This window comes from Pseudomonas sp. S2_B07 (assembly GCF_054668435.1).
Genome location: NZ_CP162769.1, coordinates 5,245,817 through 5,271,641, shown reverse-complemented (window position 1 = coordinate 5,271,641; position 25,825 = coordinate 5,245,817). Strand labels below are relative to the sequence as shown.

The 25,825-nt window shown below is 58.6% G+C and carries 21 protein-coding genes, 4 tRNA genes and 1 riboswitch; of the genes, 6 read left to right on the top strand and 19 right to left on the bottom strand.

Going from position 1 to position 25,825, the window contains the following annotated elements; all coding sequences use genetic code 11:
• Nucleotides 1–21 precede the first annotated feature (21 nt).
• The 4 genes from AB4N43_RS24285 to AB4N43_RS24270 all read right to left on the bottom strand — a co-directional run bounded on the left by AB4N43_RS24285 (nt 22) and on the right by AB4N43_RS24270 (nt 5,199).
• The gene (locus AB4N43_RS24285; RefSeq protein ID WP_460152032.1) at nt 22–1,395 is read right to left on the bottom strand and encodes an MFS transporter; all 1,374 of its coding nucleotides are present in this window, start codon (nt 1,393–1,395) and stop codon (nt 22–24) included.
• 69 nt (nt 1,396–1,464) lie between these two features.
• Nucleotides 1,465–2,706 carry a glutamine synthetase family protein gene (locus AB4N43_RS24280; protein WP_172825979.1) on the bottom strand — a complete coding sequence of 414 codons (1,242 nt, stop codon included), beginning with the start codon at nt 2,704–2,706 and terminating at the stop codon, nt 1,465–1,467.
• A gap of 199 nt (nt 2,707–2,905) precedes the next feature.
• Nucleotides 2,906–3,598, bottom strand: a complete 693-nt coding sequence (locus tag AB4N43_RS24275; RefSeq protein WP_059182309.1) for a sensor histidine kinase — start codon at nt 3,596–3,598, stop codon at nt 2,906–2,908.
• Nucleotides 3,595–5,199: a tetratricopeptide repeat-containing response regulator gene (locus AB4N43_RS24270; protein ID WP_059182308.1), complete on the bottom strand. Its 1,605-nt coding sequence runs from the start codon at nt 5,197–5,199 to the stop codon at nt 3,595–3,597. The genes AB4N43_RS24275 and AB4N43_RS24270 overlap by 4 nt, the downstream gene beginning before the upstream one ends.
• 207 nt (nt 5,200–5,406) lie before the next feature.
• On the opposite strand from AB4N43_RS24270, the gene AB4N43_RS24265 reads away from it, so the two are divergent.
• A complete protein-coding gene (locus AB4N43_RS24265; protein WP_460152029.1) occupies nt 5,407–9,546 on the top strand; it encodes a CheR family methyltransferase in 4,140 nt (1,379 codons plus the stop codon).
• A 12-nt stretch (nt 9,547–9,558) separates the two neighbouring features.
• Here the strand turns inward: AB4N43_RS24265 and AB4N43_RS24260 are convergent, their stop codons facing one another.
• The 3 genes from AB4N43_RS24260 to AB4N43_RS24250 all read right to left on the bottom strand — a co-directional run bounded on the left by AB4N43_RS24260 (nt 9,559) and on the right by AB4N43_RS24250 (nt 11,736).
• A complete protein-coding gene (locus AB4N43_RS24260; RefSeq protein WP_027923943.1) occupies nt 9,559–10,098 on the bottom strand; it encodes a hypothetical protein in 540 nt (179 codons plus the stop codon).
• Between the two features lie 131 nt (nt 10,099–10,229).
• Nucleotides 10,230–11,567, bottom strand: coding sequence for a chromate efflux transporter (chrA, locus tag AB4N43_RS24255; RefSeq protein ID WP_027923942.1), 1,338 nt, complete (start codon nt 11,565–11,567; stop codon nt 10,230–10,232).
• Nucleotides 11,568–11,659: 92 nt separating this feature from the next.
• Nucleotides 11,660–11,736: transfer RNA gene (locus tag AB4N43_RS24250), tRNA-Arg, on the bottom strand.
• A 290-nt stretch (nt 11,737–12,026) separates the two neighbouring features.
• Between AB4N43_RS24250 and AB4N43_RS24245 the strand changes: the two genes are divergently transcribed.
• Together AB4N43_RS24245 and AB4N43_RS24240 are read left to right on the top strand one after the other, a co-directional pair.
• Nucleotides 12,027–12,257 carry a hypothetical protein gene (locus tag AB4N43_RS24245; protein WP_027923941.1) on the top strand — a complete coding sequence of 77 codons (231 nt, stop codon included), beginning with the start codon at nt 12,027–12,029 and terminating at the stop codon, nt 12,255–12,257.
• Between the two features lie 22 nt (nt 12,258–12,279).
• Nucleotides 12,280–12,459, top strand: a complete 180-nt coding sequence (locus AB4N43_RS24240; protein WP_027923940.1) for a PA3371 family protein — start codon at nt 12,280–12,282, stop codon at nt 12,457–12,459.
• On the opposite strand, the gene phnN is transcribed toward AB4N43_RS24240, so the two are convergent.
• Complete coding sequence (gene phnN / locus AB4N43_RS24235; RefSeq protein ID WP_059182306.1) at nt 12,434–12,994, bottom strand: phosphonate metabolism protein/1,5-bisphosphokinase (PRPP-forming) PhnN; 561 nt, start codon at nt 12,992–12,994, stop codon at nt 12,434–12,436. The two genes, AB4N43_RS24240 and phnN, sit on opposite strands and share 26 nt — an antisense overlap.
• Nucleotides 12,995–13,379: 385 nt before the next feature.
• Between phnN and AB4N43_RS24230 the strand changes: the two genes are divergently transcribed.
• The gene (locus tag AB4N43_RS24230; protein ID WP_003178899.1) at nt 13,380–13,706 is read left to right on the top strand and encodes an Arc family DNA-binding protein; all 327 of its coding nucleotides are present in this window, start codon (nt 13,380–13,382) and stop codon (nt 13,704–13,706) included.
• Between the two features lie 103 nt (nt 13,707–13,809).
• Here the strand turns inward: AB4N43_RS24230 and mgtE are convergent, their stop codons facing one another.
• Nucleotides 13,810–15,252 carry a magnesium transporter gene (gene mgtE, locus AB4N43_RS24225; RefSeq protein WP_010457218.1) on the bottom strand — a complete coding sequence of 481 codons (1,443 nt, stop codon included), beginning with the start codon at nt 15,250–15,252 and terminating at the stop codon, nt 13,810–13,812.
• A gap of 318 nt (nt 15,253–15,570) precedes the next feature.
• On the opposite strand from mgtE, the gene AB4N43_RS24220 reads away from it, so the two are divergent.
• Nucleotides 15,571–16,089 carry a cell envelope protein SmpA gene (locus AB4N43_RS24220; protein WP_460152025.1) on the top strand — a complete coding sequence of 173 codons (519 nt, stop codon included), beginning with the start codon at nt 15,571–15,573 and terminating at the stop codon, nt 16,087–16,089.
• Nucleotides 16,090–16,108: 19 nt separating this feature from the next.
• On the opposite strand, the gene AB4N43_RS24215 is transcribed toward AB4N43_RS24220, so the two are convergent.
• The 7 genes from AB4N43_RS24215 to ltaE all read right to left on the bottom strand — a co-directional run bounded on the left by AB4N43_RS24215 (nt 16,109) and on the right by ltaE (nt 22,080).
• Nucleotides 16,109–16,185, bottom strand: a tRNA-Arg gene (locus AB4N43_RS24215).
• A gap of 72 nt (nt 16,186–16,257) precedes the next feature.
• Nucleotides 16,258–16,334 (bottom strand) — tRNA-Arg (locus AB4N43_RS24210).
• Nucleotides 16,335–16,441: 107 nt separating this feature from the next.
• Nucleotides 16,442–16,532, bottom strand: a tRNA-Ser gene (locus tag AB4N43_RS24205).
• 62 nt (nt 16,533–16,594) lie between these two features.
• On the bottom strand, nt 16,595–16,783 hold the full coding sequence (gene csrA / locus AB4N43_RS24200) for a carbon storage regulator CsrA (protein WP_002554426.1): 189 nt from the start codon (nt 16,781–16,783) through the stop codon (nt 16,595–16,597).
• Between the two features lie 188 nt (nt 16,784–16,971).
• A complete protein-coding gene (locus AB4N43_RS24195) occupies nt 16,972–18,213 on the bottom strand; it encodes an aspartate kinase (RefSeq protein ID WP_027923937.1) in 1,242 nt (413 codons plus the stop codon).
• A 91-nt stretch (nt 18,214–18,304) separates the two neighbouring features.
• A complete protein-coding gene (gene alaS / locus AB4N43_RS24190; RefSeq protein WP_460152023.1) occupies nt 18,305–20,929 on the bottom strand; it encodes an alanine--tRNA ligase in 2,625 nt (874 codons plus the stop codon).
• Nucleotides 20,930–21,075: 146 nt separating this feature from the next.
• Nucleotides 21,076–22,080, bottom strand: coding sequence for a low-specificity L-threonine aldolase (gene ltaE / locus AB4N43_RS24185; protein ID WP_027923935.1), 1,005 nt, complete (start codon nt 22,078–22,080; stop codon nt 21,076–21,078).
• Between the two features lie 195 nt (nt 22,081–22,275).
• A riboswitch (FMN riboswitch) is annotated at nt 22,276–22,447 on the top strand.
• Between the two features lie 101 nt (nt 22,448–22,548).
• On the opposite strand from ltaE, the gene AB4N43_RS24180 reads away from it, so the two are divergent.
• Nucleotides 22,549–23,058: a 6,7-dimethyl-8-ribityllumazine synthase gene (locus AB4N43_RS24180; RefSeq protein WP_027923934.1), complete on the top strand. Its 510-nt coding sequence runs from the start codon at nt 22,549–22,551 to the stop codon at nt 23,056–23,058.
• A gap of 50 nt (nt 23,059–23,108) precedes the next feature.
• Here the strand turns inward: AB4N43_RS24180 and astE are convergent, their stop codons facing one another.
• The 3 genes from astE to astB are packed head-to-tail and all read right to left on the bottom strand — an operon-like array spanning nt 23,109 to nt 25,791.
• Nucleotides 23,109–24,119, bottom strand: a complete 1,011-nt coding sequence (astE, locus tag AB4N43_RS24175) for a succinylglutamate desuccinylase (RefSeq protein WP_027923933.1) — start codon at nt 24,117–24,119, stop codon at nt 23,109–23,111.
• Between the two features lie 12 nt (nt 24,120–24,131).
• The gene (locus AB4N43_RS24170; protein ID WP_027923932.1) at nt 24,132–24,419 is read right to left on the bottom strand and encodes a hypothetical protein; all 288 of its coding nucleotides are present in this window, start codon (nt 24,417–24,419) and stop codon (nt 24,132–24,134) included.
• A 25-nt stretch (nt 24,420–24,444) separates the two neighbouring features.
• Complete coding sequence (astB, locus tag AB4N43_RS24165; protein ID WP_027923931.1) at nt 24,445–25,791, bottom strand: N-succinylarginine dihydrolase; 1,347 nt, start codon at nt 25,789–25,791, stop codon at nt 24,445–24,447.
• Between the last annotated feature and the right edge of the window lie 34 nt (nt 25,792–25,825).

The window sequence follows — 25,825 nt, the reverse complement described above, 5'->3', positions numbered from 1 at the left end:
GTTTTTTTATGCATCAAAAAATCAAGGCCTGGCTTCAGTGAAACTTTGTTCGCGACCGGCGTCCGGGTCTTCCGGTGGCGTCGGCTCACCTTCCAGTTCCACCTCTGGTCCCGGCTCCGCTTCCGGATGCGGCGGACTCTGCATCTGCTCTTGAACGATCTGCTCGTCGACACGCGGGTCAAGGCACACCACCAGCGGCGAGCTCGACATGCTGTCCGGCATGGCGACGTGATGCAGCGGCGCATCGTCGACCTGATGCAGGTTGGTGACCGCTTTCGGACGGATCCGCCACACCAGCACCAGCGCGAAGAAACTGAAGAACGCGTAGAGCATGTGGCTGCCGAACAGCTTCATCAGCACCCCGGCGACCAGCGGCCCGATACTGGCGCCGACGCCGTAGGTCACCAGCAGCATCGCTGTCAGCGAGACCCGGCGATCACCCTCGACATGGTCATTGGAGAACGCCACCGCCAACGGATACAGGCAGAACTGCACCAGCGAACAGAAGAACCCGGAGATGAACAAGACCTCCAGCGGCACCTTCTGCAGAATCGCCAGCGGCAACGCGGCCAGTGCCAGGCTGAAGGCAAAACAGCGGATCAACAGCGCCCGGTCATAACGATCAGACAGCCAACCCAGCGGCCACTGCACCAGCAGGCCAGCAAAAATACAGCTACCCATGAACAGACCGACCTGCTCGGTGGACAACCCCTGCTGTGACGCATACAGCGGCGCCAGACCGTAGAACGAGCCGACGATCAGCCCTGCCCCCAATACCGTGCTCAACGACTGCGGTACACGTTTGATAAAGAAGCGCGGCTCCATCGGCGCGGGGTGCAACGGCGCCGGGTGAATCCGTCGAGTCAGGGCCACCGGCACCAGGCACAGGGCAAAACACAAGGCGACCAGCATCAGCAGCTCCAGGCCCAGGCCTGGATGCATGACCAGAATCAGCTGACCCAGCACCAACCCCAGGTAGGAAGCGATCATGTAGCCGCTGAAGACCATGCCGCGCTGCTTGGCATCGGCCTGCTCGTTGAGCCAGCTCTCAATGACCATGTACTGGCACATCATCCCCAGGCCGACGATCACCCGCAGGAACAGCCAGGCCGGCAGCCAGTCGATCAATCCATGACCGAGCACCGCCGCACCGACGATCCCGGCACACGCGGCATAGGCACGAATATGCCCGACCCGGGCAATCAATCGGTGACCGATCTTGCCGCCCAGCACCAGGCCAAAATAGTTGGCCGCCATCAACGCACCGACCCACAAGCTGTCGACGTGATCGGCCGCCAGGCGCAAGGCCAGGTAAGTGCTCAACAGGCCCGAGCCGATCAACATCATCAGCGAGGCGAAATACAGCGCTCGAAAGGATTTCCAGATTTGGCGCATCGGCGTTCCGAGCGGCTCCTTGCAGTGAAGATCAGGCTACCGAAACGATAGCCCGAAGACGACGAAGCGTCAGGCCTGAGCAGCTAAAACACGCCGTTCCCAGGGAGTAATTTCATCAAAGAAGCTGGTCAGTTCCATGGACTTCGAAGCGACGTAGCCTTCGATGAACTCAGTGCCAAACAGTTCCTTCGCCAATTGGCTACGTTTCAGACGCTCAAGAGCCGCATGCAAGGTACACGGCAACGAAAGATTATCCGGCACGTCGAATTCGCCCTGGATCGCCTCGGTCGGCTCCAGCTCGTTTTCAATGCCATGCAACCCGGCGGCAAGGCTGGCGGCGATCGCCAGGTACGGATTGGCGTCCGCTCCCGGCAAACGGTTTTCGACCCGACGAGCGACCGGTGAACTGGCCGGAATGCGCAACCCGGCGGCGCGGTTGTCGTGGGACCAGCAGGCATTATTCGGCGACGCGTACGGATGGCACAAGCGCTGATACGAGTTCACGTTCGGTGCAAACAACGCCGTGAAATCGGCCATGCCGGCCTGCTGGCCACCGATGAAGTGACGGAAGGTCGCGGTCGGCTGACCGGCCTCGTCGCTGAACACGTTACGCCCGGTGTTGATGTCGACAATGCTTTGGTGAATGTGCATCGAACTGCCCGGTGTGTGCGCCAGCGGCTTGGCCATGCAGACCACCGTCAAGCCATGCTTGAGCGCGACTTCCTTGAGCAGGTGCTTGAACAGCAAAGTCTGATCCGCCAGCAGCAGCGGATCACCGTGCAGCAGGTTGATCTCGAACTGGCTGACACCCATTTCGTGCATGAAGGTGTCGCGCGGCAGGCCCAACGCCGCCATGCAGGTGTAGACCTCACTGAAGAACGGCCGCAAGCCGCTATTGGAACTGACACTGAATGCCGACTGACCGTCCTCGCGACGACCGTCCAGGCCCAGCGGCGGCTGGAACGGTTGAGTCGGATCGGGGTTGGGCGCAAACACGAAGAACTCCAGCTCGGTCGCCACCACCGGCGCCAGGCCGCGAGCCGCGTAACGCGCGATCACCGATTTGAGTTGACCGCGGGTCGACAGACTCGACGGTTCACCGGTCAATTCGTCCGCATCGCAAATGGCCAGCGCCCGGGGCTGTTGGCTCCAGGGCAAGCGATAGATATGCGCAGGGTCCGGCACCAACGCAAGGTCGCCGTCATCGCTGCCGTAAAAACGCGCGGGTGGATACCCGCCCATGATGCATTGCAGCAGCACACCCCGCGCCAACTGCAACCGACGTCCTTCGAGGAAACCCTCGGCCGTCATGACTTTGCCCCGGGGAACTCCATTCAAGTCCGGGGTGACACATTCAATCTCATCAATGCCCGCCAATCGCTGTGCGAGTGAACGATGGCCATCGGTAGTCATGACTCAATCCTTTGTTGTGCGAGCCGCGAACGGCGACCCGTACAAAATAGGCTTCGCCTGTTCAGAATTTCAAGCAGCGCCACACAATAAAGAACGCTCAGGGCAGGTAAAGGCTGAATACACCGCCGCCCAACGGGCCGCCATTGCTGAGCCGGGTGCTGCCGACGACGCCATTGCGCTGATGCATCGCGGCGATACGCCCGGCAAAGTACAGGCCCAGGCCGGTGCTACTGCTGCTGTAGTTGATGCCTTGCACATAATCCGCCTGAAACTCGATCATCTCCGCCGGATAGCCGGCGCCATCATCATTGATGCTCAGCACCAGTTGACCGCCCTCGTCGCTGACGCTGATCAGCAGCGACTCGCGCGCGTAGCGAATGGCGTTGTTGATGATGTTGCCCAGTACCGAGGCGACCAGCTCGCGGTCGAAGAAACCCAGCGGGCTCAACGGGTCGACTTCATAGGTCGCAATAATGCCGCGACTGGCGAACACGTCTTGATGGCTGGCCAGTTGCGCTTCAAGAAAGTCATCCAGGTCATGGTAGGCCGGTTGCAACGGCAACTGATTGACCCCCAGTTTGTACAGGCCCAACAACTGCACGAGCATGCCGTTGAGGTGGGCGAACTCGTATTCGATGACGCCCTGCTCCGGGCTGTGCTGCTCCGGGTCGGGCAAGCGCGCCAGCCACTGGCTGTGCGCCTGCATCAGCATGGCCAGCGAGTTCTTCATGTCGTGCACGGTGGAGGCAATCACCGTCGAGAAATCCAATGCCGGGTTGTCTTGGCTCATCCGCCGAACGCCTTGATTTTCAGTTTCTGATAGCGCGGATAACGCGCGTCGGTGTCGGGCATCAAGCCGACCATTTTCAGGCAGACCCGACATTCATCGATTTCCGCCGATGGCACACTGGTGTCGGTGCCGTGCAGCAGCGACTGCGCCAAGTTCAAGGCGATACTGATGTTTTTCGGCTGCATCGCCAGCGCCTTGCGGAACACCGACCGGGCTTCCACCAGGTTGCCGGTCTTGTACACCCGCACGCCCTCACGATTGAGCTCGGCGGCGGCGTTGCTGGAACTGAGGATGGTCGGGTCGTCGGTCAACTTGGCGATGCCCTTCATCACCACCGGATCATCACCGTAGATTTCCGCGCAATTCTTCAGCATCGAGGCGCCCGCGCTGGCTTGGCCAAGCATTTGCAACTGCTTGGCCACCAGCAGCGCCGCTTCGGCACTCATGAATTGCTCCATGCCGTCGAGACGCATCATCGCTTGTTCGGTGAGTTTCTCGGCGGTTTCGGCGTCGTTGAGCAACAGGCTGGTGGCTTTCATCAGCCGCGCACGAATCTGCAGGCCCGGGTCGGATGGGTTTTCCTTGGCCACCAGGCTGAGGGTCGTGTTGATTTCCAGGCGGGTGCGGGTATCCAGGCCTTTCTCACTGCCTTTGCTGATCAAGGCGTGAGCCAGACCGAGGTTGCTTTCCGCATCCTTGAAACGCGACTGCGCGCCCTGGGACACCGCCTGGCGATACGCCCTGGAGGCGGTGTCGAAATCTTCGTTGGCCATCGCCAGTTTGCCCAGCAAGGCTTGCCGGCGCACGGCCAGCGGCGACAGGCGAATGGCTTCTTCCAATACTTTCTGTGCGCCCTTGGTGTCGCCTTCGACCACCAGCACGTCGGCCATGCCGTCATACAGCGCCGGCATCATCGGAAACACTTTCAGGGCTTTTTCGTAGATGCCCTTGGCCTGGCTGACCTGGCCGCGCTTGAACAGCAACTGGCCCAACCCGGCAAACGCCCACGGCAACGGCCGATCAGCAATGATGCTGTCGTAAAGGCGCTCCAGCGCTTCGTTCTGATTCAAGTCGCGCAAGGCATCCGCGCGATAGCGCAGACACAGCGGCGAATAACGGATGTCCTTCTTGCACAGCTCGATGCAGGCATTGAGCACTTCCAGCGGCTTGCCACGGTCGAGGGCTTGCAGGATCGGCTTGAGCAGGTTCTTGCGCTGCTCCAGCCGCTCCAGACGCTGAGCCAGGCCCGAGCGGTTGAACGGCTTGGTCAGGTAGGCATCCGGTTCATGCTCCAGCGCACTGAGCACCATGGCCTGGCTGGTTTCGGCGGTGACCATGACGAACACGCTTTCATGGCTGATCAGCTTCTCGATCATCAAGTCTTCGAGGACCTGCTGACCGTTCTTCTTGCCGTCGCCGAGGTGGAAATCCTGCAGGATAAAATCGTAGGCCTTCTGCGAACACATGCGCAGCGCCTGCTCGCCGGAATCCGCGGTATCCACGTCCTTGACGCCCAGCTCTCGCAGCATGGACCTGACGGAACTGCGGAAATCCGAGAAATCATCGACGATCAGAAAACTCTTTTGGTGATACGACAGCATCGAAGATTTCCAGGCAGTTTTAAGAAGAAGAGCATGACCGTTCGGGTTATCGGCCAGCAGTGCCGATACCTTGAGACGTCGTGACGCTCAAGCGATGGCTAAATATTTGAAGGTGTTATGTAAAAACGGGATTATTCTGTTTTATCGACGCGCGTGTTACCCCCGTTTTACGACAACGCCCCATGTCGCCGGTAGAAGGCAGAACAGATGACCAGCACCCCCAAACAACCGGCCGGCGCTTCCGAGCGCAAGGCCCCACGCCCGAGCGACCTGGACTTCCCGGTGGTCGGCATCGGCGCGTCTGCGGGGGGACTGCAAGCCATCAAGCTGTTTTTCCAGAACATGCCTCAAGACAACGGCATGGCGTTTGTCATCATTCTTCACCTGTCGCCCGACCATCAGAGCATTGCCGACAAGATCATCCAGGAATCGACGAAAATGCCGGTCCTGCAGGTCACCGAGACCGTGCCCATCGAGAAAAACCACGTGTATGTCATCTCGCCGGCCCAGCGCCTGGCCATGGATGACGGTTTTCTAAAGGTCAGCAGCAACGCCGCGCGCGAGACGCGGCATGCCTCTATCGACCTGTTCTTCCGCGACCTCGCCGAGGTCCATCGCGAGCGTGCGTTTTGCCTGATCCTGTCAGGCAGCGGCTCCGATGGCGCGGTCGGTTTGTCACGCATCAAGGAACACGGTGGCGTGACCATGGCCCAGGTGCCGGAAGACGCCGAATTCGACGGCATGCCTCGCACAGCCATCGATACCGGCATGGTCGACCTGATATTACCCGTCACGGAAATGCCACAAAAATTGCTCGAACTGTGGCAAAACGCCAAGGAAATCACGTTGCCCATTGCCGGTGACGCGGAACTGAAAACCTTCCACTCGGTGTCGGAACGCGAGGCCGCTATCAATGAACAAATGCTCCACGACATTCTGATCCAGTTGCGCACCGGCACCGGCCACGACTTCAAGCATTACAAACGCGCCACCGTGTTGCGGCGGATCGAACGGCGGATGCAAGTCACCGCCCAGCCCGACCTGGGCGCCTACTTCCGCTACCTGCAAAACAATCCCGAAGAAACCAAGGCGCTGCTCGGCGACATGCTGATTGGGGTGACCAACTTCTTCAGAGACCGAGAGGCGTTCGAAGCGCTGGAACGGGATGTTTTACCGCAACTGGTCAGCGCCGCCGTGTCGGCGCAACCGGAAAAAGAAGAAATTCGCGTCTGGTCCGCCGGCTGTTCCACCGGCGAAGAAGCCTACAGCCTGGCGATCTTGCTCAACGACCAGCTGCAACTGGACGCCAGCAAGGCAACGATGCAGTTGTTCGCCACCGACATCGATGAACGCGCCATCAGCGTTGGCCGCGCCGGGTTGTATCCGCAAGCGATCATCACCGATGTGCCGCCGACGCGGCTGCGGCATTACTTCGTCAAGGAGGACGATCACTACCGGATCCGCAAGGAAATTCGCGAACGGGTGCTGTTTGCCAAGCACAGCCTGCTGTCGGATCCGCCGTTCTCGCAGATCGACCTGATCGTCTGCCGCAACTTGCTGATCTATCTGGATCGCGAAGTGCAGCGTGAAATCCTGCAGATGTTCCACTTTTCGCTGCGGCCTGGCGGGTTCCTGTTTCTCGGCTCTTCAGAGAGCGCGGACGCTTGCCACGAATTGTTCGCCCCGGTGGATAAACGCAATCGCATCTTCCGCGCCAAGACCGGTACCGCCAACAGCCGTCGCACGCCGACCATGCCCCGCGGCGGTTACGTGCGGGCGAGTACGTCCCGCGAGGCGCCGCCCCGCGCGGTGCCGCGCAAGCTGTCCTTTGCCGACATTCACCAGCGTGCGCTTGAGCTCGCCGCGCCGCCGAGCATGATTGTCGATGCCAACGCCGAAATCCTGCACATGAGTGATGGCGCCGGGCACTTTCTGCGGCATGTGGGTGGCGAACTGACGCGCAACCTGCTGACACTGATCCTGCCGGAGCTGCGCCTGGAAATCCGCACCACGCTGTTTCAGGTGCAGCAGAGCAACCTGGTGGTCAAGTCCGGGGCCGTACCGCTCAAGCGCGGCAACCAGAGCTACATGATCAACCTCGTGGCTCAGCCTTATAAGGACGAAGAGTCGGATGGCGAGTACGTGCTGGTGATCTTCGAAGAAGTCGAAGTCGACCCGTCCGAACAGACCGCCACGACCCTGCTACAGACCGAAAGCCAGGTGCTGTCCAATCTTGAGCGCGAACTGCAACGAACCAAGTTGCATTTGCAGGACACCATTGAACAATCGGAAGTCTCCAGTGAAGAACTGAAAGCCTCCAACGAAGAAATGCAGGCAATCAACGAAGAGTTGCGCTCGGCCACCGAAGAGCTGGAAACCAGCAAGGAAGAGCTGCAATCGATCAACGAAGAGTTGCTGACGGTCAACTACGAGCTGAAAACCAAAGTTGAAGAAACCGACAAGATCAACGACTACCTGACCAACCTGATCGCTTCCACCGACATTGCCACGGTGTTTGTCGACCGCAACATGCGGATCAAATGGTTCACCCCGCGCGCCACCGACATTTTCAGCATGCTGCCGGTCGATACCGGCCGCTCGCTGCTCGACATCACCCATCGCCTGCACTACGACGGCCTGGCCAGTGACGCGGCGCAGGTGTTCGAATCGTTGAACATGATCGAACGGGAAGTCAGCAGCACCGACAAACGCTGGTACATCGCCCGCCTGTTGCCGTACCGCTCCAGCGAAGACCACATCGACGGCACGGTGCTGACGTTCATTGACATCACCAAGCGCCGCGCGGCGGAAGAAGATCTGCGCCTGGGTGAAGAACGCATGCGCCTGGTGGCCGAAAGCACCCGCGACTACGCGATCATCACCCTCGATGAACAGGGCATCATCACCAGCTGGAACAAAGGCGCCGAGCTGATCTTCGGCTACAGCAAGGCCGAGGCGGAAGGCGCTTTCTACGATTTCATTTTTTCCGCCGAAGACCGTGCCGCCGGGGTTCCCGAAAACGAACTGCTGGCAGTGCGCACCCAGGGCCGCAGCGAAGATGAACGCTGGCACTTGCGCAAGGATGGCAGCCGCTTCTTTTGCAGCGGCGAAGTGACCTTGCTCAGCGGCGACAACCTGCGCGGTTACGTGAAAATCGCCCGGGACCTGACCGGCCACAAACGTCAACACGAAGAACAGAGCCAGGAACTGGCCGAGACGCGCAATACCAATTACCTCAAAGATGAATTCTTTGCGGTCATGTCCCACGAGCTCAAGCACCCGTTGAACCTGATCCAGCTCAACGCCGAATTGCTGCGCCGCCTGCCCGTGACCAAGTCCCTGCCCCCGGCCGCCAAAGCGGTGAACACCATTTGTGATGCCGTCACCAGCCAGGCGCGGATCATCGATGATCTGCTGGACGTCGCCCGAGTGCGCACCGGCAAGCTAAAGCTGCAACCGGTCGCCGTCGACCTTGTCAGTGTGCTGCGCGATATCCATACCGTGGTCCTGAACGAGCAACACGAAACCAAGGTCGAGCTGCATGTGCCTTCAGGGCCGCTGATGGTCCACGCAGACCCGACGCGCCTGGAACAGATCATCTGGAACCTGGTGAACAACGCCCTGAAATTCACCCCGGCCAATGGGCTGGTTCAGCTGATTGCCGGTCAGGCCGGAAACAAGATACGGCTGGATGTCAAAGACAACGGCACCGGCATCGCTGCCGAAAACCTCGAACATGTATTCGATCTGTTTGGCCAGGCTGAAAAGCAACATGCCACGCATTCCCGCGAAGGACTGGGGATCGGGTTGTCACTGGTCCGCCAGTTGACCGAAGCACAACGGGGCACGGTCGAAGTGAATTCCCAAGGGCTGGGCGCGGGCTGTACGTTCAGCGTCTATTTGCCTATGGCCCACACCAATGACACAGAGAAATCCTCCGCTCAGGTCAACGAGACCGCTGGCAGGTTAAGCGGGCTGACGATTCTGTTGGTCGATGACTCGGCCGAAGTGCTGGAAACCTTGAAGATGCTGCTGGAAATGGAAGACGCCGAAGTCATCGCTTTCGACCGGCCGGTAGCCGCTCTGGACGCGGCAAAACACACGCGCTTCGACTTGATCATTTCGGACCTGGGCATGCCGGTCATGAACGGTCACGAACTGATGAGCGCGTTACGCAAACTGCCTCAGGCCAAGGACGTGCCGGCGATTGCGCTGACGGGTTATGGCACCCGCAGCGACATTCAAAAGGCCCGGCAATCGGGTTTTAACCAGCACCTTGGTAAACCGGTGTCCTACGATGACCTGATCGAAACCATCGAGGCTCTGCGGCGCTCTTCGGTCCTCTGATCGGCCAGTTAACTAGTTCAAATAGGCGCGTTGCACGCAGACGCGCCGGTCAATGGCCTGGCGCAGGCGCTCCTTGTGGTCCGACCAGACCCTCGGATCGACCTTGCTGGCGCGCATCAACTCCAGCATGGCCGTCTTGGCCGCCAGGTATTCCGACCAGGCATCCTCGGAGCGTATCTTCAAACGCTCGCGCTCGGTCATCTCCATGCGCCGCAGCGCCAGTGTCGGCTCATCGGTGATGACAGGACTGAGCGTCAATTGCGGCCGATGGGGCGCAACAAATGCCTGAGTGTCCGCCAGCCATTCCCTCGCTCGCTGCGCGCCCCACTTCAACGCCGTGCAATAGTGCTCACCGACGCGCCGATCGTGAAACTCCTCGCAGATTGCCCAGCCGTCGTCATCGTAAATACCCACAAACACCTGGGTGACGCCTTCGACGCTGGTCCGTGCCTGCACGTCAACCTGCAGGCCATTGCCGAGCACTTCTTCATGGGTGTGGAGCGGTAACCGACTGTTGGTCCATAACCAGAATTGAGCCCCCCTGCGTCGCATCGTTTCACCTCCTGAAATCATTTCAGAAGTAAGGCACAGCGATGACAGGTTTGCCATGTAGGTCGTCGGTTGGCCGGACATAAAAAAACCCTGTCGGATGGAGGTATCCGCCAGGGCTTTTTTTATTGTTTCTAACGCAACAGATGCACTGCCAGGCCCACAAGTGCACAGGCCATCAGCACCTGAATGACGCCCCGCTTGAAGCGGAACAAGGCAATGGCCGCGGCGATCGCGATCAGTGCCGAGGGCCAATCGAGTTGGCCGCTGAAACCCTTTGGCCACAGCACGTGATAGCCGAAGAAGCACGCCAGATTGAGAATCACACCCACGACGGCGGCCGTAATCGCAGTCAGTGGCGCAGTGAACTTGAGCTCATTGTGGGTCGACTCGACCAATGGTCCGCCCGCGAGGATGAACAGGAACGAGGGCAGGAAGGTAAACCAGGTCACCAGGCAGGCAGCGACGGCTCCCGCGAGAAAAACATGGTCGCTGCCGAACACTTGAGCAACATACGCGCCGACAAAACTGACGAAGGCCACGACCATGATCAACGGTCCAGGTGTGGTTTCGCCTAACGCCAGGCCATCGATCATTTGAGTCGGTGTCAGCCAGCCATAATGCCCGACCGCCCCTTGATAGACATAGGGAAGCACGGCATACGCACCGCCAAACGTCAGCAGGGCCGCTTTGGTAAAGAACCACCCCATCTGGGTCAGGGTGCCTTCCCAGCCAAAGAGCACGGTCAAAATCCCCATTGGCAGGCCCCATAACGCGGCGCCGATCACGGCCAGCGTTGCCAATTTCAACCAACTGAACCGGGCATGCTCCGGGGACGGGGTGTCATCATCGATCACAGCCGGGCCAAAGGACTTTTTGGCAGCTCCATGACCACCGGTCCTGAACTTATCGGGCGCCAGGCGTCCGCCGACATAGCCAAGCACTGCGGCACCCAGAACGATCAGCGGGAACGGCACATTGAACGCGAAGATGGCGGTGAATGAAGCGGCCGCTATCGCCCATAGCCAATTGTTCTTCAATGCCCGAGAGCCGATCCGATGGGCCGCCTGCACGACAATGGCGGTCACGGCAGGCTTGATGCCATAGAAAAGCCCGGCCACCACCGGCACGTCACCGAAGGCGATGTACATCCACGACAACCCGATCAGGATGAACAACGACGGCAGCACAAACAGTGCGCCGGCAATCACCCCGCCCCAGGTTCGATGCATCAGCCAGCCGATATAGGTCGCCAACTGCTGCGCCTCTGGCCCGGGGAGCAACATGCAGTAGTTGAGGGCATGCAGGAATCGGCGCTCGGATATCCAGCGCCGCCGTTCGACCAGCTCTTGGTGCATGATCGAGATCTGCCCCGCAGGCCCGCCGAAACTGATGAAGCCAAGCTTCAACCAGAACCAGAACGCCTCACGAAGACTGATTGCGCCCGGCCTGGACAGCTTTTCTTCAACCATTAGCGCCAAAGCCTCTGGAAACGAACAAGCAGGGAATGTGCGATGCGGGCACTAACGGAAACGGCGCCTTGCGCAAGGCGCCATGAAATAGATGGTGTCCCAGGGCAGGTTCGAACTGCCAACCTTCCCCTTAGGAGGGGGATGCTCTATCCAATTGAGCTACTGAGACACACGTCGCCCGCACGAAATGCGGTGCGATGGACGGCGTGCATGTTAACGGGCAAGCCCGGATTTGTCATGTCGTCCGTAGGGCTTTTTAAGTGTAGGCAGACGCCCCACCGGGCTGTGGCTTTGTTTACCGTGCAAATTGCATCCCCTCAAAATGCCATCATTGCAATTTGCAATGCCACCCCTTCTCAACGACAAGTTAATTCCTTGTTTTTAAAGGATTTAATAGCCGTTAAACTATTGGCACGCGGGCTGCTTCAGCTGTTCTCAAGAACAACCGAGGTGAGCCTCATGAATCGCGCCCTTTTACTCTCGAATGCGATCGCCCTGGCAGTCCTGGCGGGTTTTCATTTTGCCCCCGAGAACAGCGCGGTGCAGGTCGCTCAACGTATGCCGCATTACCTGCAGCTGCAAAAAGCCCCGCAATTGGCGGTCATGAGCGATCAGGGCGGGTTTATTCGCCAGGATGTGAGCCAGGAAGGCCCATCGCTATCGCAGGCTTCCGAACGCTTTGTATTTTGAATCACCCTATCAGGAGCACAGCATGTCCAAATCAGCCGCAGGATTTTTGATCCTTGCCTTACTGAGCGGCATTCTTCATTTGGCTTTGGTTCAGGAGGTGGTTGTCACCCTGCCGCTGATTGCCTGCGGCGTTTTCGCCGGGTTGTTTGTGTTGGCGCTAATTGCCGGGCGAAAAATCAAGTTCGATCCGGTGCTGCGTTAAATTTCAGCAGATCGAGGAGATGGGCAACGGTCACGGCGAGCTCGCCAGAGTTATCGAGTCGATGGACTGGCATGTTGTCAGCCGCGAACTGTGTGTTGCGGTGTAGCCTGTCTTCTATGTCCGCCAGGCTCTCACGACCACGCCGCACCAGGCGTTCGCGCAACACTTCATCCTTGACGGTCAACAGTACCGGGATCAGATCGGGGTAACGCTGTAGCGCCTCGGCAAGATGAGCGCGAGAACCGTTGACCAATACATGCCGGCCCTCCTTTAGCCACTGATCGATCTGAATCGGAATCCCATAATCCAGGCCATTGGCCTGCCACGACAGCGCGAAGTCACCCGCGTCTTTCAGGTGCCGGAATTCCTCGCGCGAGACGCCGACAGCGTCCTCGCCCACCGACTCGGCCGAGCGCGTTATGACCCTGCGCACCACTTCGCAGTTCATCAACTGCAAAGGTTTTCGAGCCGCTTCAATGAGGCTGTCTTTGCCGGATCCGGAAGGCCCCATCATATAAATCAGCCTGCCATCCATCCTGAATCATCCCCCACAGCGAGTTCGCCCCTAGTAAATCGGCCAATTGCCACTATCCTGTATCAGACAAGGATCAAGGATCGAATCCGCATAGCATGCACCTTCAGACGTCTTCAGACATCATCTGCGGGAGCAAAGGACGCGGTCGGCAATGCGGCTCTGGGCAACTTTTCCAACCAGTCCACATTTCTGACAAGGGGTGCTGGCATTAAGCCTTTACCCGGCTCAATATTTGTCACAGAATTGACGCCAATGATATGGCTTCTTTGAGGCATGATGCGGGCCTCTTTCAATTCAGGTTGAACATTTGGCCAGTAAGCTTGTCCTACCAGACATCCTGCGGCCAATCCCGAGAACCGCTCCCCTGAACTAACCGGTTAAATATATGCGCCCATTGAAACAGGCAATTTATTCCAGCCGTACGGCTGACAAGTTCGTCGTACGTCTGCCAGACGGAATGCGTGAACGCATTGCCGAGGTGGCTCGCAATCATCATCGCAGCATGAACTCCGAAATCATTGCACGCCTTGAGCAGAGTCTTATTCAGGAAGGTGCACTGGGCGAAGAGTTGAGCATGCGCCTGGACAGCCCGGAGCTGTCATTGCACGAACGCGAATTACTGCAACGTTTCCGTCAACTGTCCCACCGCCAGCAAAACGCCCTTGTTTCGCTGATCGCCCACGACGCTGAAATGGCCGCAGACGCGTCCTGAATCACCCCGAAAGCTCAAGCCAGCATTATCGCTGGCTTTTTTTTGCCTGAAATTTGGCCATAAAAAACCCGCCAATTGGGCGGGTTTCTTAAAGCGGGTCAAGTCAGAGCAGGAAGATCGTCGCCAGCCCAAGGAAGATGAAGAACCCGCCACTGTCGGTCATGGCGGTGATCATCACGCTCGCGCCCATCGCAGGGTCGCGTCCAAGCCGCGCCAGGGTCATCGGAATCAAAACCCCCATCAACGCCGCCAGCAACAGGTTGAGCGTCATGGCGGCCGTCATGACCACGCCAAGGGACCAACTGCCGTAAAGCAGATAGGCCACCACGCCAATCACCCCGCCCCAGACCAGGCCATTGATCAGACCGACCGCCAATTCCTTGCGCATCAGCCGCGAGGTATTGCCGGTACTGACCTGATCCAGCGCCATCGCACGAACGATCATGGTGATGGTCTGGTTACCGGAGTTGCCACCGATACCGGCTACGATCGGCATCAATGCCGCCAGTGCGACCAGTTTTTCGATGGAGCCTTCAAACAGGCCGATCACCCGCGATGCAATAAACGCGGTAATCAGGTTTACCGCCAGCCAGGCCCAACGGTTGCGCAGGGATTTCCAGACTGACGCGAAAATATCTTCTTCTTCGCGCAGACCCGCCATGTTGAGAACTTCGTTTTCGCTCTCTTCACGAATCAGGTCGACCATTTCATCGATGGTCAGACGGCCGATCAGCTTGCCGTTCTTGTCGACCACGGGGGCCGAGATCAAGTCGTAACGTTCGAACGCCTGAGCGGCGTCATAGGCGTCCTCGTCCGGGTGAAAACTCACCGGGTCGCTGGCCATGACTTCTGAAACCTGTTTTTCCGGATCGTTGACCAGCAGACGCTTGATCGGCAGTACACCTTTCAGCACGCCGTCGTAGTCGACAACGAACAGCTTGTCGGTGTGGCCGGGCAGCTCTTTGAGGCGACGCAGGTAACGCAGAACCACTTCGAGACTGACATCCTCACGGATGGTCACCATCTCGAAGTCCATCAGTGCACCGACTTGCTCCTCGTCGTAGGACAATGCGGAGCGAACGCGCTCACGCTGTTGACCATCGAGGGTTTCCATCAGCTCGTGGACGACGTCTCGCGGCAGCTCGGACGCCAGGTCAGCGAGTTCGTCGGCGTCCATGTCCTTGGCCGCGGCCAGGAGCTCGTGATCGTCCATGTCGGCGATCAGGGTTTCACGGACCGAGTCGGATACTTCGAGCAGGATGTCGCCATCGCGATCAGCCTTGACCAATTGCCAAAGCGTCAGACGATCGTCCAGCGGCAGCGCTTCAAGGATGTAGGCAACGTCGGCGGAGTGCAGATCATCGAGTTTGCGTTGCAGCTCGACGAGGTTTTGCCGGTGAACCAGGTTCTCGACCCGGTCGTGATGCGGACCTTCCTGGCGATGAGTCAGGTCTTCGACGACCCGCTGACGCTGCAACAGCTCAACAACTTGAGCGAGGCGGTCCTGCAGGCTTTCTTGCGTTTTCTTTACTTCAACTTCGGACATAGGCGAACTCCACTCCCAGCAGCGGGGCACGCCGGAAGGATCAATCAGTCAATTCATGATTGGTGAAACGGGGTACTGAGTAACTACTGGGTAAGTCCATGGAGGTATTCCACAAGCCCCGGCGGGGCTGACGGGCGCAATGATACACCGCCCAACGGTTTTAAACGTTAAAAAATCGTGGCTGAAACAAGCGCTTGCAAGCCAAACCTGAGCGCCACCCTATCTATCAAGTGCGACGACTCATTCTGAAAAGAAAACACACCATCTTCCAAAAATGTAGCAGCTACCCTTGGTATCGACCGTCAAGGAGGACGCCATATGCCATCGATTGCGTACTATTTTTTGCTGACCACCCTGCTCTGCCTGCCGCCCCTGTTGCACGCGAAGACTGTGCATCGCTGCGAAGCTGCCAACGGGCATGTCACCTTCACCACCTTGAGCTGTACGGCCGGAGAGAGCCTTTCATTGCAGGATGTGCGCACTGTCACACCCGGCAGCACGATGGCGCTCATGCCAGATGCCAACACCGGTGAAACATCAGGTATGAAAAACATCAGGAGAGAACCGATCATCGCGGGTCAGGCAGAAGACAAATGCGGGAACCTGATCAGCGCCAGGGAGCGACGCGAAGCGATCATCAATCAACGCGTCGTCGCAGGCATGAGTCAGCAGGACGTCGAGAGCGCACTTGGCAAGCCAGACAAGATCAATATCAGGAATTCATCAACGAGTTACCGCTACGACGCGAAGCGAGGCCGTAGCGCACAGGTCGAGTTTGATGAGAAAGGATGTACGAAAGGGAAAGCCAAATCCCAGACAGCAAAAAGCCCGCGTTAGACGCAGGCTTTTTGGTGTTTGGTGCACTCGACAGGATTCGAACCTGTGACCGCTCGGTTCGTAGCCGAGTACTCTATCCAGCTGAGCTACGAGTGCATTTTGTGTTTTTAAACCAGACCACAACTGGCTGAAGCAAAGTCGCTCGCATTACTGCAAACAACTCTTAAATGGTGCACTCGACAGGATTCGAACCTGTGACCGCTCGGTTCGTAGCCGAGTACTCTATCCAGCTGAGCTACGAGTGCATTTGTTGCCGCGCATTATAGGCCGTTTAATCTCTATGTCAAACACTTTTTCTAGTAATTTCAACAACTTACCGAAGAAGCCAGATTACAACGTACTACGCAAATAATGGCGGAGAACGGGGGATTCGAACCCCCGACACCCTTTTGAGGTGTACTCCCTTAGCAGGGGAGCGCCTTCGGCCACTCGGCCAGCTCTCCGCAACACGGGGCGTATCTTAACCAACCTTTTCCCCGTTTGCAAACATAAAAAACGATAAAAATTAATGGCTTGGTTCTTCGTCCTTCTCTTTCTTTATACGCAGGTAAATTTCCTCACGGTGCACAGCAACCTCTTTCGGGGCGTTCACACCGATACGCACTTGATTTCCTTTGACGCCGAGCACGGTCACGGTGATTTCGCCATCACCAATAATCAGGCTTTCTGCGCACCGACGGGTCAGAATCAGCATACCTTTCTCCTAACGCATTTCATTTCAGGGACAACAGTCTGCAAAAAAAAGGCACTCGACCCACAACCAGAATGATCGCAGCCCTACATGCCTGAGTATTGACCAGCGCGAGCAAAAGAACAGTTTTAGGCCGCGCCATTCAAAAAAAGACAAAGGGCGCGGTCAGACCGCGCCCTTTGGTAAACGCATCACTCGCCCTGACGGGCCGGTGCGTCCAGTTCGAAAGCTGTGTGCAGAGCGCGCACAGCCAGTTCCAGGTACTTCTCTTCGATCACAACGGAGACTTTGATTTCCGATGTCGAGATCATCTGGATGTTGATGCTTTCTTTCGCCAGGGATTCGAACATGCGGCTGGCCACGCCTGCGTGGGAGCGCATGCCGACGCCGACGATCGATACCTTGGCAATCTTGGTGTCGCCCACGACTTCACGGGCACCCAGCTCGCCAGCGGTTTTTTCCAGCACGGCTTGCGCCGCCTGGTAGTCGTTGCGGTGCACAGTGAAGGTGAAGTCGGTGGTGTTATCGTGCGCGACGTTCTGCACGATCATGTCGACTTCGATGTTCGCGGCACTGATCGGGCCGAGAATCTTGAATGCAACGCCCGGGATGTCTGGCACGCCACGGATGGTCAGCTTGGCTTCATCGCGGTTGAATGCGATACCGGAAATGATCGGCTGTTCCATGGTTTCCTCTTCATCAATAGTAATGAGGGTGCCCGGACCCTCCTTGAAGCTGTGCAGTACGCGCAGCGGAACGTTGTACTTGCCGGCAAACTCGACCGCACGGATCTGCAGTACCTTGGAACCGAGGCTGGCCATTTCCAGCATCTCTTCGAAGGTAATCTTTTCCAGGCGTTGAGCCACGGACACCACACGCGGGTCGGTGGTGTAGACACCATCGACGTCGGTGTAGATCTGGCATTCATCAGCCTTCAGGGCTGCGGCCAGCGCCACGCCGGTGGTGTCGGAACCGCCGCGACCGAGGGTGGTGATGTTGCCGTGCTCGTCGACGCCCTGGAAACCGGCGACAACCACTACGCGACCGGCTTTCAGATCACCACGAATCTTCTGGTCATCAATCTGCAAGATACGCGCTTTATTGTGCGCGCTATCGGTCAGAATCCGCACCTGATTACCGGTGTAGGACACCGCTGGCACGCCGCGCTTGATCAGCGCCATGGCCAACAGTGCAATCGTCACCTGCTCACCGGTGGAAACGATCACATCCAGCTCGCGGGGAACCGGTTGGCCGTCGCCACTGATTTGCTTGGCCAGATCGATCAGACGGTTGGTTTCGCCGCTCATTGCAGACAGCACAACCACCAGGTCATCGCCGGCATCGCGGAATTTCTTAACCTTGTCGGCGACCTGCTCGATTCTCTCGACAGTGCCGACCGAGGTGCCTCCAAATTTCTGTACGATCAAAGCCATTTCAAAGCCGCCTCTGCCCATGAAGGGCGCCCAAATAATCACTCAAACAGCGTTCTGACCCGCTACTAGACCGCGGGTCAGACACACTGCCTTATAAACCCTGCTCTACAAATGGAACGGTCAGGGCCAATGCTGCATCCAGAGCGCCGGCGTCTGTACCGCCGCCCTGCGCCATGTCTGGACGACCACCGCCCTTCCCGCCCACTGCCGCAGCGGCTTGCTTCATCAAATCACCGGCTTTGAGTTGGCCAGTCAGGTCTTTGGTTACGCCTGCAACCAGAACGACCTTTTCCTCATGGACACTGCCGAGCAGGATCACTGCGCGGCCGAGTTTGTTTTTCAGTTGATCGACCAGCGCCAGCAGCGCCTTGCCATCCTGACCGTCCAGACGCACGGCCAGCACCTTCACGCCTTTGACGTCCAGGGCTGCGGCCGACAGATCGTCGCCCGCTGCACTGGCAGCCTTGGCTTGCAACTGCTCGAGTTGCTTTTCCAGCAGACGGTTGCGCTCCAGCACAGCCGACAGCTTGTCGATCAGGTTGTCGCGGCTACCCTTGACCAGGTTGGCCGCTTCCTTGAGTTGTTCTTCGGCCGCGTTCAAGTAGGCCAGTGCCGCAGCGCCGGTGACGGCCTCGATACGACGCACACCCGATGCCACACCGCCTTCGCTGATGATTTTCAACAGACCGATGTCGCCGGTACGGTTGGCGTGGATACCGCCACACAGCTCAACCGAGAAATCGCCACCCATGCTCAGCACGCGCACATTGTCGCCGTACTTCTCGCCGAACAGCGCCATGGCGCCCTTCTTCTTGGCGGTCTCGATGTCGGTTTCTTCGGTTTCAACCGCGGAGTTCTTGCGGATCTCGGCGTTGACGATGTCTTCCAGAGCTTTCAATTGCTCAGGCTTGATGGCTTCGAAGTGGCTGAAGTCAAAGCGCAGGCGCTGACTGTCGACCAACGAACCTTTCTGCTGAACGTGATCGCCCAGCACCTGACGCAATGCGGCGTGCAGCAAGTGAGTGGCCGAGTGGTTCAGCGACGTGGCATGACGCACGTCGGCTTCGACGTGAGCTTCAACCGGCGCGCCGATGATCAGGCTGCCCGATGCCAATACACCGTGGTGCAGGAAGGCGCCGCCGGTCTTGGTGGTATCGCGCACGTCGAAGCGGCTGTTGCCGGCTTGCAGATAACCACAGTCACCAATCTGGCCACCGGACTCCGCGTAGAACGGGGTCTGGTTTAGAACGACCACGCCTTCTTCGCCTTCGCTCAACACGTCAACCGATTGCCCTTCTTTATAGAGAGCCACGACTTTCGCCGAACCGCTGGTCGCTTTGTAACCGGTAAATTCGGTAGCCACATCAACCTTGACCAGACTGTTGTAGTCCATGCCGAAGGAGCTGGCGGAACGGGCACGGACGCGTTGGGCTTCCATTTCGCGCTCAAAGCCTTCTTCGTCGATGGTCAGGCTGCGCTCGCGAGCGATGTCGCCGGTCAGGTCCATCGGGAAACCGTAGGTGTCGTAGAGTTTGAACACGACGTCGCCCGGTACCACGTCGCCTTTGAGGTAGGCCAGATCCTGCTCGAGGATTTTCAGGCCTTGCTCCAGGGTCTTGGCGAACTGCTCTTCTTCAGCTTTCAGAACACGTTCGATGTGCGCCTGCTGGGATTTCAGCTCAGGGAAGGCTTCGCCCATCTCGGCAACCAGGGCCGCAACGATCTGATAGAAGAAACTGCCCTTGGCGCCCAGCTTGTTGCCGTGACGGCAAGCGCGACGAATGATCCGGCGCAGTACATAGCCGCGACCTTCGTTGGACGGCAGCACACCGTCAGCGATCAGGAAGCCGCAAGAACGAATGTGGTCAGCCACGACTTTCAGGGAAGCCTGAGCGTCGTTGGTGCAACCGATGGCCTTGGCCGAAGCGCTCAGCAGGCTCTGGAACAGGTCGATTTCATAGTTCGAGTGAACGTGCTGCAGCACGGCACTGATCCGCTCCAGGCCCATGCCGGTGTCGACCGACGGCGCTGGCAGCGGGTGCAACACGCCATCGGCGGTGCGGTTGAACTGCATGAACACGTTGTTCCAGATCTCGATGTAACGGTCACCGTCTTCTTCCGGCGAGCCCGGTGGGCCGCCCCAGATGTCGGCGCCGTGATCATAAAAAATTTCGGTGCAAGGACCGCACGGGCCGGTATCGCCCATGGTCCAGAAGTTGTCGGACGCGTACGGCGCGCCTTTGTTGTCGCCGATGCGAACCATGCGCTCGGCCGGAACACCAATTTCCTTGGTCCAGATGTCGTACGCCTCGTCATCGCTGGCGTAGACAGTCACCCAGAGCTTTTCCTTCGGCAGATTCAGCCACTGGTCGGAGGTCAGGAAGTTCCAGGCGTAGGTGATCGCGTCACGCTTGAAATAATCACCGAAGCTGAAGTTACCCAGCATTTCGAAGAAAGTGTGGTGACGGGCGGTATAACCGACGTTTTCCAGGTCGTTGTGCTTGCCGCCGGCGCGCACGCATTTCTGGCTGCTGACCGCGCGGGTGTACGCGCGTTTTTCCTGGCCCAGGAAGCAGTCCTTGAACTGGTTCATCCCCGCGTTAGTGAACAGCAGGGTTGGGTCGTTGCCCGGAATCAAAGAGCTGGAGGCTACACGAGTGTGGCCTTGCTCTTCGAAGAAGCGAAGGAAGGCTTCACGGATTTCTGCGCTTTTCATTAGGTTCTTCCACGGAGGCTGCGGCCAAAGGCCTGTTCGAAACGTCAACAGACGAAGCGACGGCAAAGGGCCGCATTATATCGGCCCTGCGCGCGGGGTACAGCGTGTTTATACGATAGAAACAGTCAATTGGAGCGCTAACCCTATCACTTGCGCGAAAAGTCGACGAATGCCGCGACGACCTGCCCGATTTGCTCACGATTGACGTCCATGTGCGTGACCATACGCAGACGCCCTGCCGCGCTCAACTTGATCCCGCGTTCGGCGGCGAACGTCTTGATGGCTTCGGCCTTGTCACCCATCGGCACGTACACCATGTTGGTCTGCACCGGTTCGACGTCGTAACCCGCCGCGCGCAGGCCTTCAGCCAACAGCTGCGCATTGGCGTGGTCGTCGGCCAGACGCTGGACGTTGTTGTCCAGCGCATACAAGCCTGCTGCCGCCAGAATCCCGGCCTGACGCATGCCGCCTCCGACCATCTTGCGCAATCGGCGCGCCTTGGCAATCAACTCGACCGAGCCGCACAACACCGAACCGACCGGCGCGCCCAGGCCTTTGGACAGACACACCGACACGGAATCGAAGTGCTGAGTGATTTCCCGGGCATCAACCCCCAGTTTGACGGCCGCGTTGTAGAGCCGCGCGCCGTCCAGGTGCAGCTGCAAGCCATGTTCACGGGTAAAGCTGCGGGCCCGCGCCAGATACTCCAGCGGCAGCACTTTGCCTTGCATGGTGTTTTCCAGCGCCAGCAAACGGGTGCGGGCGAAGTGGAAATCGTCCGGTTTGATCGCGGCGGCCACCTGGGTCAGGTCCAGCGAGCCATCGGCCTGCAGTTCCAACGGCTGCGGTTGAATCGAACCGAGCACCGCTGCACCGCCACCTTCATACTTATAGGTGTGGGCCTGTTGGCCGACAATGTATTCCTCGCCCCGCTCGCAATGCGCCATCAAACCCAGCAGGTTACTCATCGTGCCTGTCGGCACAAACAGCGCTGCGGCGAAACCCAGACGTTTTGCCAGCTCGGCTTCAAGACGGTTGACCGTCGGATCCTCGCCATAAACGTCGTCACCGGTGGCCGCGCAGGCCATTGCGTCGAGCATCCCGGCGGAAGGTTGGGTGACGGTGTCGCTGCGAAGATCGATAACGCTCATGAATCTGGCCTCGGTAAGCAGGGGAAATCCCTTTCAAGTAGGAATTACTGCGGTCATGACGACGAATAATCAACCCTTGAGCCGGAAAAGACAGCCCAAACCAGCGAAAAAGTCGATAACAATCATCAGATAGCAGCGATGCGCGGCTCACAAATATGTGTTAAAAACGCTGCGCCGCCAGACAATCTGACGGCAAAACGTTCTCAGGGCGGGGTGCAACTCCCCACCGGCGGTAATTGCGCGCAACGCGCATAGCCCGCGAGCGCTTGGCGACAGGTACGGCAATGACCGTGCATGACGACAAGGTCAGCAGACCCGGTGTGATCCCGGGGCCGACGGTCATAGTCCGGATGAAGAGAGAACGGGATTGACGCCAAAGGGCCGTCCGCTGCATTCGTGCGAGCGTGCGTACCCTGAAATCCCATTCGATTCATATGCCCTGTTTTAACCATAAACAGGAGTCAGAACATGCAACCCACCGCAATCGATAGCAAAAGCAAAAACCATCAGGGCGAGCGCGTTGCGTTCATCCAGGCCTGCTGGCACAAGGAAATCGTCGATCAGAGCCGTAAAGGCTTTGTCACCGAAATGATTGCCCAGGGTTATCAGGAATCGGACATCGATTTCTTCGAAGTCGGCGGCGCCTTTGAAATGCCCCTGCACGCCAAGTTGCTGGCCAAGACCGGCCGTTATTCGGGCATCGTCGCGGCAGCCCTGGTGGTTGATGGCGGGATCTACCGTCACGAGTTCGTCGCCCAGTCGGTGGTCAGTGGCCTGATGCAGGTGCAACTGGAAACTGAAGTGCCCGTGTTCTCGGTATCCCTGACCCCGCACCACTTCCATGCCGGTGAAGAGCACCAGAAGTTCTTCTTCGAGCATTTCCTGCATAAAGGTCAGGAAGCCGCGAAGACCTGCGCGGATACGCTGCACAAGATCCGTAACCTGCGTCGCTCCGAACCCCGGGCGGTAGCCGTCTAAGTCGGAAGATCGTTCCCACGCACCGCGTGGGAACGATCAGTGCGCAAAAGTCAGGCGAGGTTTTCGTCGGTGGTCGGTACGATCAGGATGCCGGCGCGCAAGCCATTCTTCACCTTGGGGTTCGGGAAGATAATCCGGGCGCCCTCTTCTTCGATGATCCAGCGGGTATTGGCGATGTCTTCCGCCAGCAGGTAACCCACGTCCAGTTCGGAAAAGTTCTCGATGTCCGCCGGAAGGTTCAAGCGGAAGCTGTCGCTGTGCTTGATGATTTCCCGTGCCACGCTGTACAGCTGCAAACCGTCCAGTGCTGCTTCGGTCGGTTCCGGTTCGGCGCCTTCGATGATCTGTTTCAGGCGGGTTTCCAGCTGGGAAACGTTGACCCCGGCGTTCTGCCCGAATGGCCTTGCCTTGCCCAGTTCAAGGGTGAAGGACTCGGCGCCCAGCTTGTCGTAGGTGTAGGAACTGAAAACGATGGATGGCTTGTTCTGCAACAGCACCGCTTCCATGCCGGCAGCACGCAGGCGTGCCAGTTCCTGTCGCGAATGCTGGCGACCTTCCTTCCAGGGGTACAAGGCGAACTGCTCAATCTTCGAGCCGCGAATCGCGGTGTGCAGGTCGTAGTGCAGACGCTGACGATCTGGCAGGCTGAAGAAACTCGCCGCCAGCCGCTCCAGCTCACAAGCGCGCAAGGCTTCGGAGCCGCTGCTTTGCTCGTGACGGCCGTTGAACAGCCGATTGACGTCCTGCTCGACAAAGCGCTCGCCTTTGCGAATCGCTTCCGGGTTACCGAACAGGAACAGAATACGTGCGCGCGGCTTCAAATCACCGCGAGCGATGTCATGCAACAGGCGGTCAAGCAACTCGATTGGCGCTGTTTCGTTGCCGTGAATACCGGCTGACAACAGCAGGTCCAGGCCATTGTCGCGCGCTTCAGGTGGCCGGACTTCCAGCGCACCTTCGCTCAACCAGCGCATCCGCACGCCTTCGACAGTCAGTTGAGTCTTCTCCGCCGGTTCACGGCCGGCGAGGGTCAGTTCAAGCAGTTTGCCGAGGGCGAGCATAGAGCGGTTTCCTTAGTGGTCGTGTGCGCAATCCGGGCCGTGCACGTGGTCTTCGTCGCCGACTTCAGCCGGTTCCATTTCCAGTTGCAGACTTACCAGATTAGTCGCCAATGGACGCAGCAGCAGGTTGGCGTATTCAGCGTCACCTTCTTCGACGTCCACGCCGATCAGCAGTTGGCCACGGCCATCGTGCTGGATCCACAGCTCTTTGCCTTGCCACAGGACCGCGACGCGGGTGCAGGAGGTTTCCAGTTGCGTGCCGTCGGTGTCTTCAAGGATCAGCTGCAGGGTATCGCTCATGTTTTTACGCTCTCGTTTGAGACTTTCAATTGATCTGGAATGGATAAACCGCGCCCAGTTTAAGGATTTGCGTCAGTTCATCCAGTGCCGTCCGGCATTCAAGCAGCAATTGCGGGTCCGCGAGATCGTTTTCGGTCATGCGGTCGCGGTAGTGCTTGTCGACCCATTCGGTCAACGTGCCGTACAACGGTGCCGTCATGATAACCCCTGGGTTGACCGCCGCCAGCTCGGTTTCATTCAGTGCGACGCGCAGCCGCAGGCAAGCCGGGCCGCCACCGTTCTGCATGCTTTGCTTCAGATCGAAGACTTTCACTTCGCGGATCAGGCCGCCGGAGCTGGTCAGACCTTGCAGGTACTGCCAGACACGCTCGTTGCCACGGCATTCTTCGGGCACGATCAACAGCATCGAACCGTCAGGACGCGACAGCAGTTGGCTGTTGAACAGGTAGGACCGAACGGCGTCCTCCACGGTGACGGCGGAACGCGGCACGCAGATGGACTGGAATTTGCCGCCGACTTTTGCGAGTTTGCTTTGCAGCTCGGCCAGCATCTGCTCGGTGTCGAGGAATGCGTCCTCGTGATAGAACAACACTTCGCCATTACCTACAGCGATCACGTCGTTGTGGAATACGCCCTGATCGATCACCGACGGGTTCTGCTGCGCGTAGACCACACCGTCTTCGCTCAAGCCGTGCAGGCGGGCAACGGCCTGTGACGCTTCCAGCGTCTGGCGTGCCGGGTATTTCTGCGGTGCAGGGTAGCGGGTATCGAATGCGCTGCGACCGAACACGAAGAACTCGACGCCGGCTTCACCGTATTCACGGCAGAAACGGGTGTGGTTGGCCGCGCCTTCGTCACCGAACTGCGCCACGGCCGGCAACGCGGCATGGTGCGCAAAGTGCTTCTGATCGGCGAACATCGCACCCAGCACGCGGCTGGTGGTCGGGTGTTCGATGCTGCGGTGGTACTTGCAGTTGAGGTTGGCGGCGGTGAAATGCACGCGGCCGTCAGCGGTGTCGGCACTCGGGCTGACCGTGGCGGCGTTGGCTACCCACATGCTCGACGCCGAGCAACTGGCAACCAGCAACGGCATCGCGTCTTTAGCGGCTTGCTCGATCACTTGCGCGTCGGTGCCGCTGAAACCCAAACGGCGCAGTGCGGCCACGTCCGGGCGTTCTTGTGGCGCCAACACACCTTGCTGAAAGCCCATTTCCATCAGCGCTTTCATTTTCGCCAGGCCTTGCAGCGCGGCTTCCTTCGGATTCGAAGACTGCTGGCTGTTGCTCTGGGACGCGACGTTGCCGTAGGACAAACCGCCGTAGTTATGGGTCGGCCCCACTAGACCGTCAAAATTGACTTCATAGGATTTCATCAGCGAGGCTCCACGAGAATCTGTTGTTATAGGC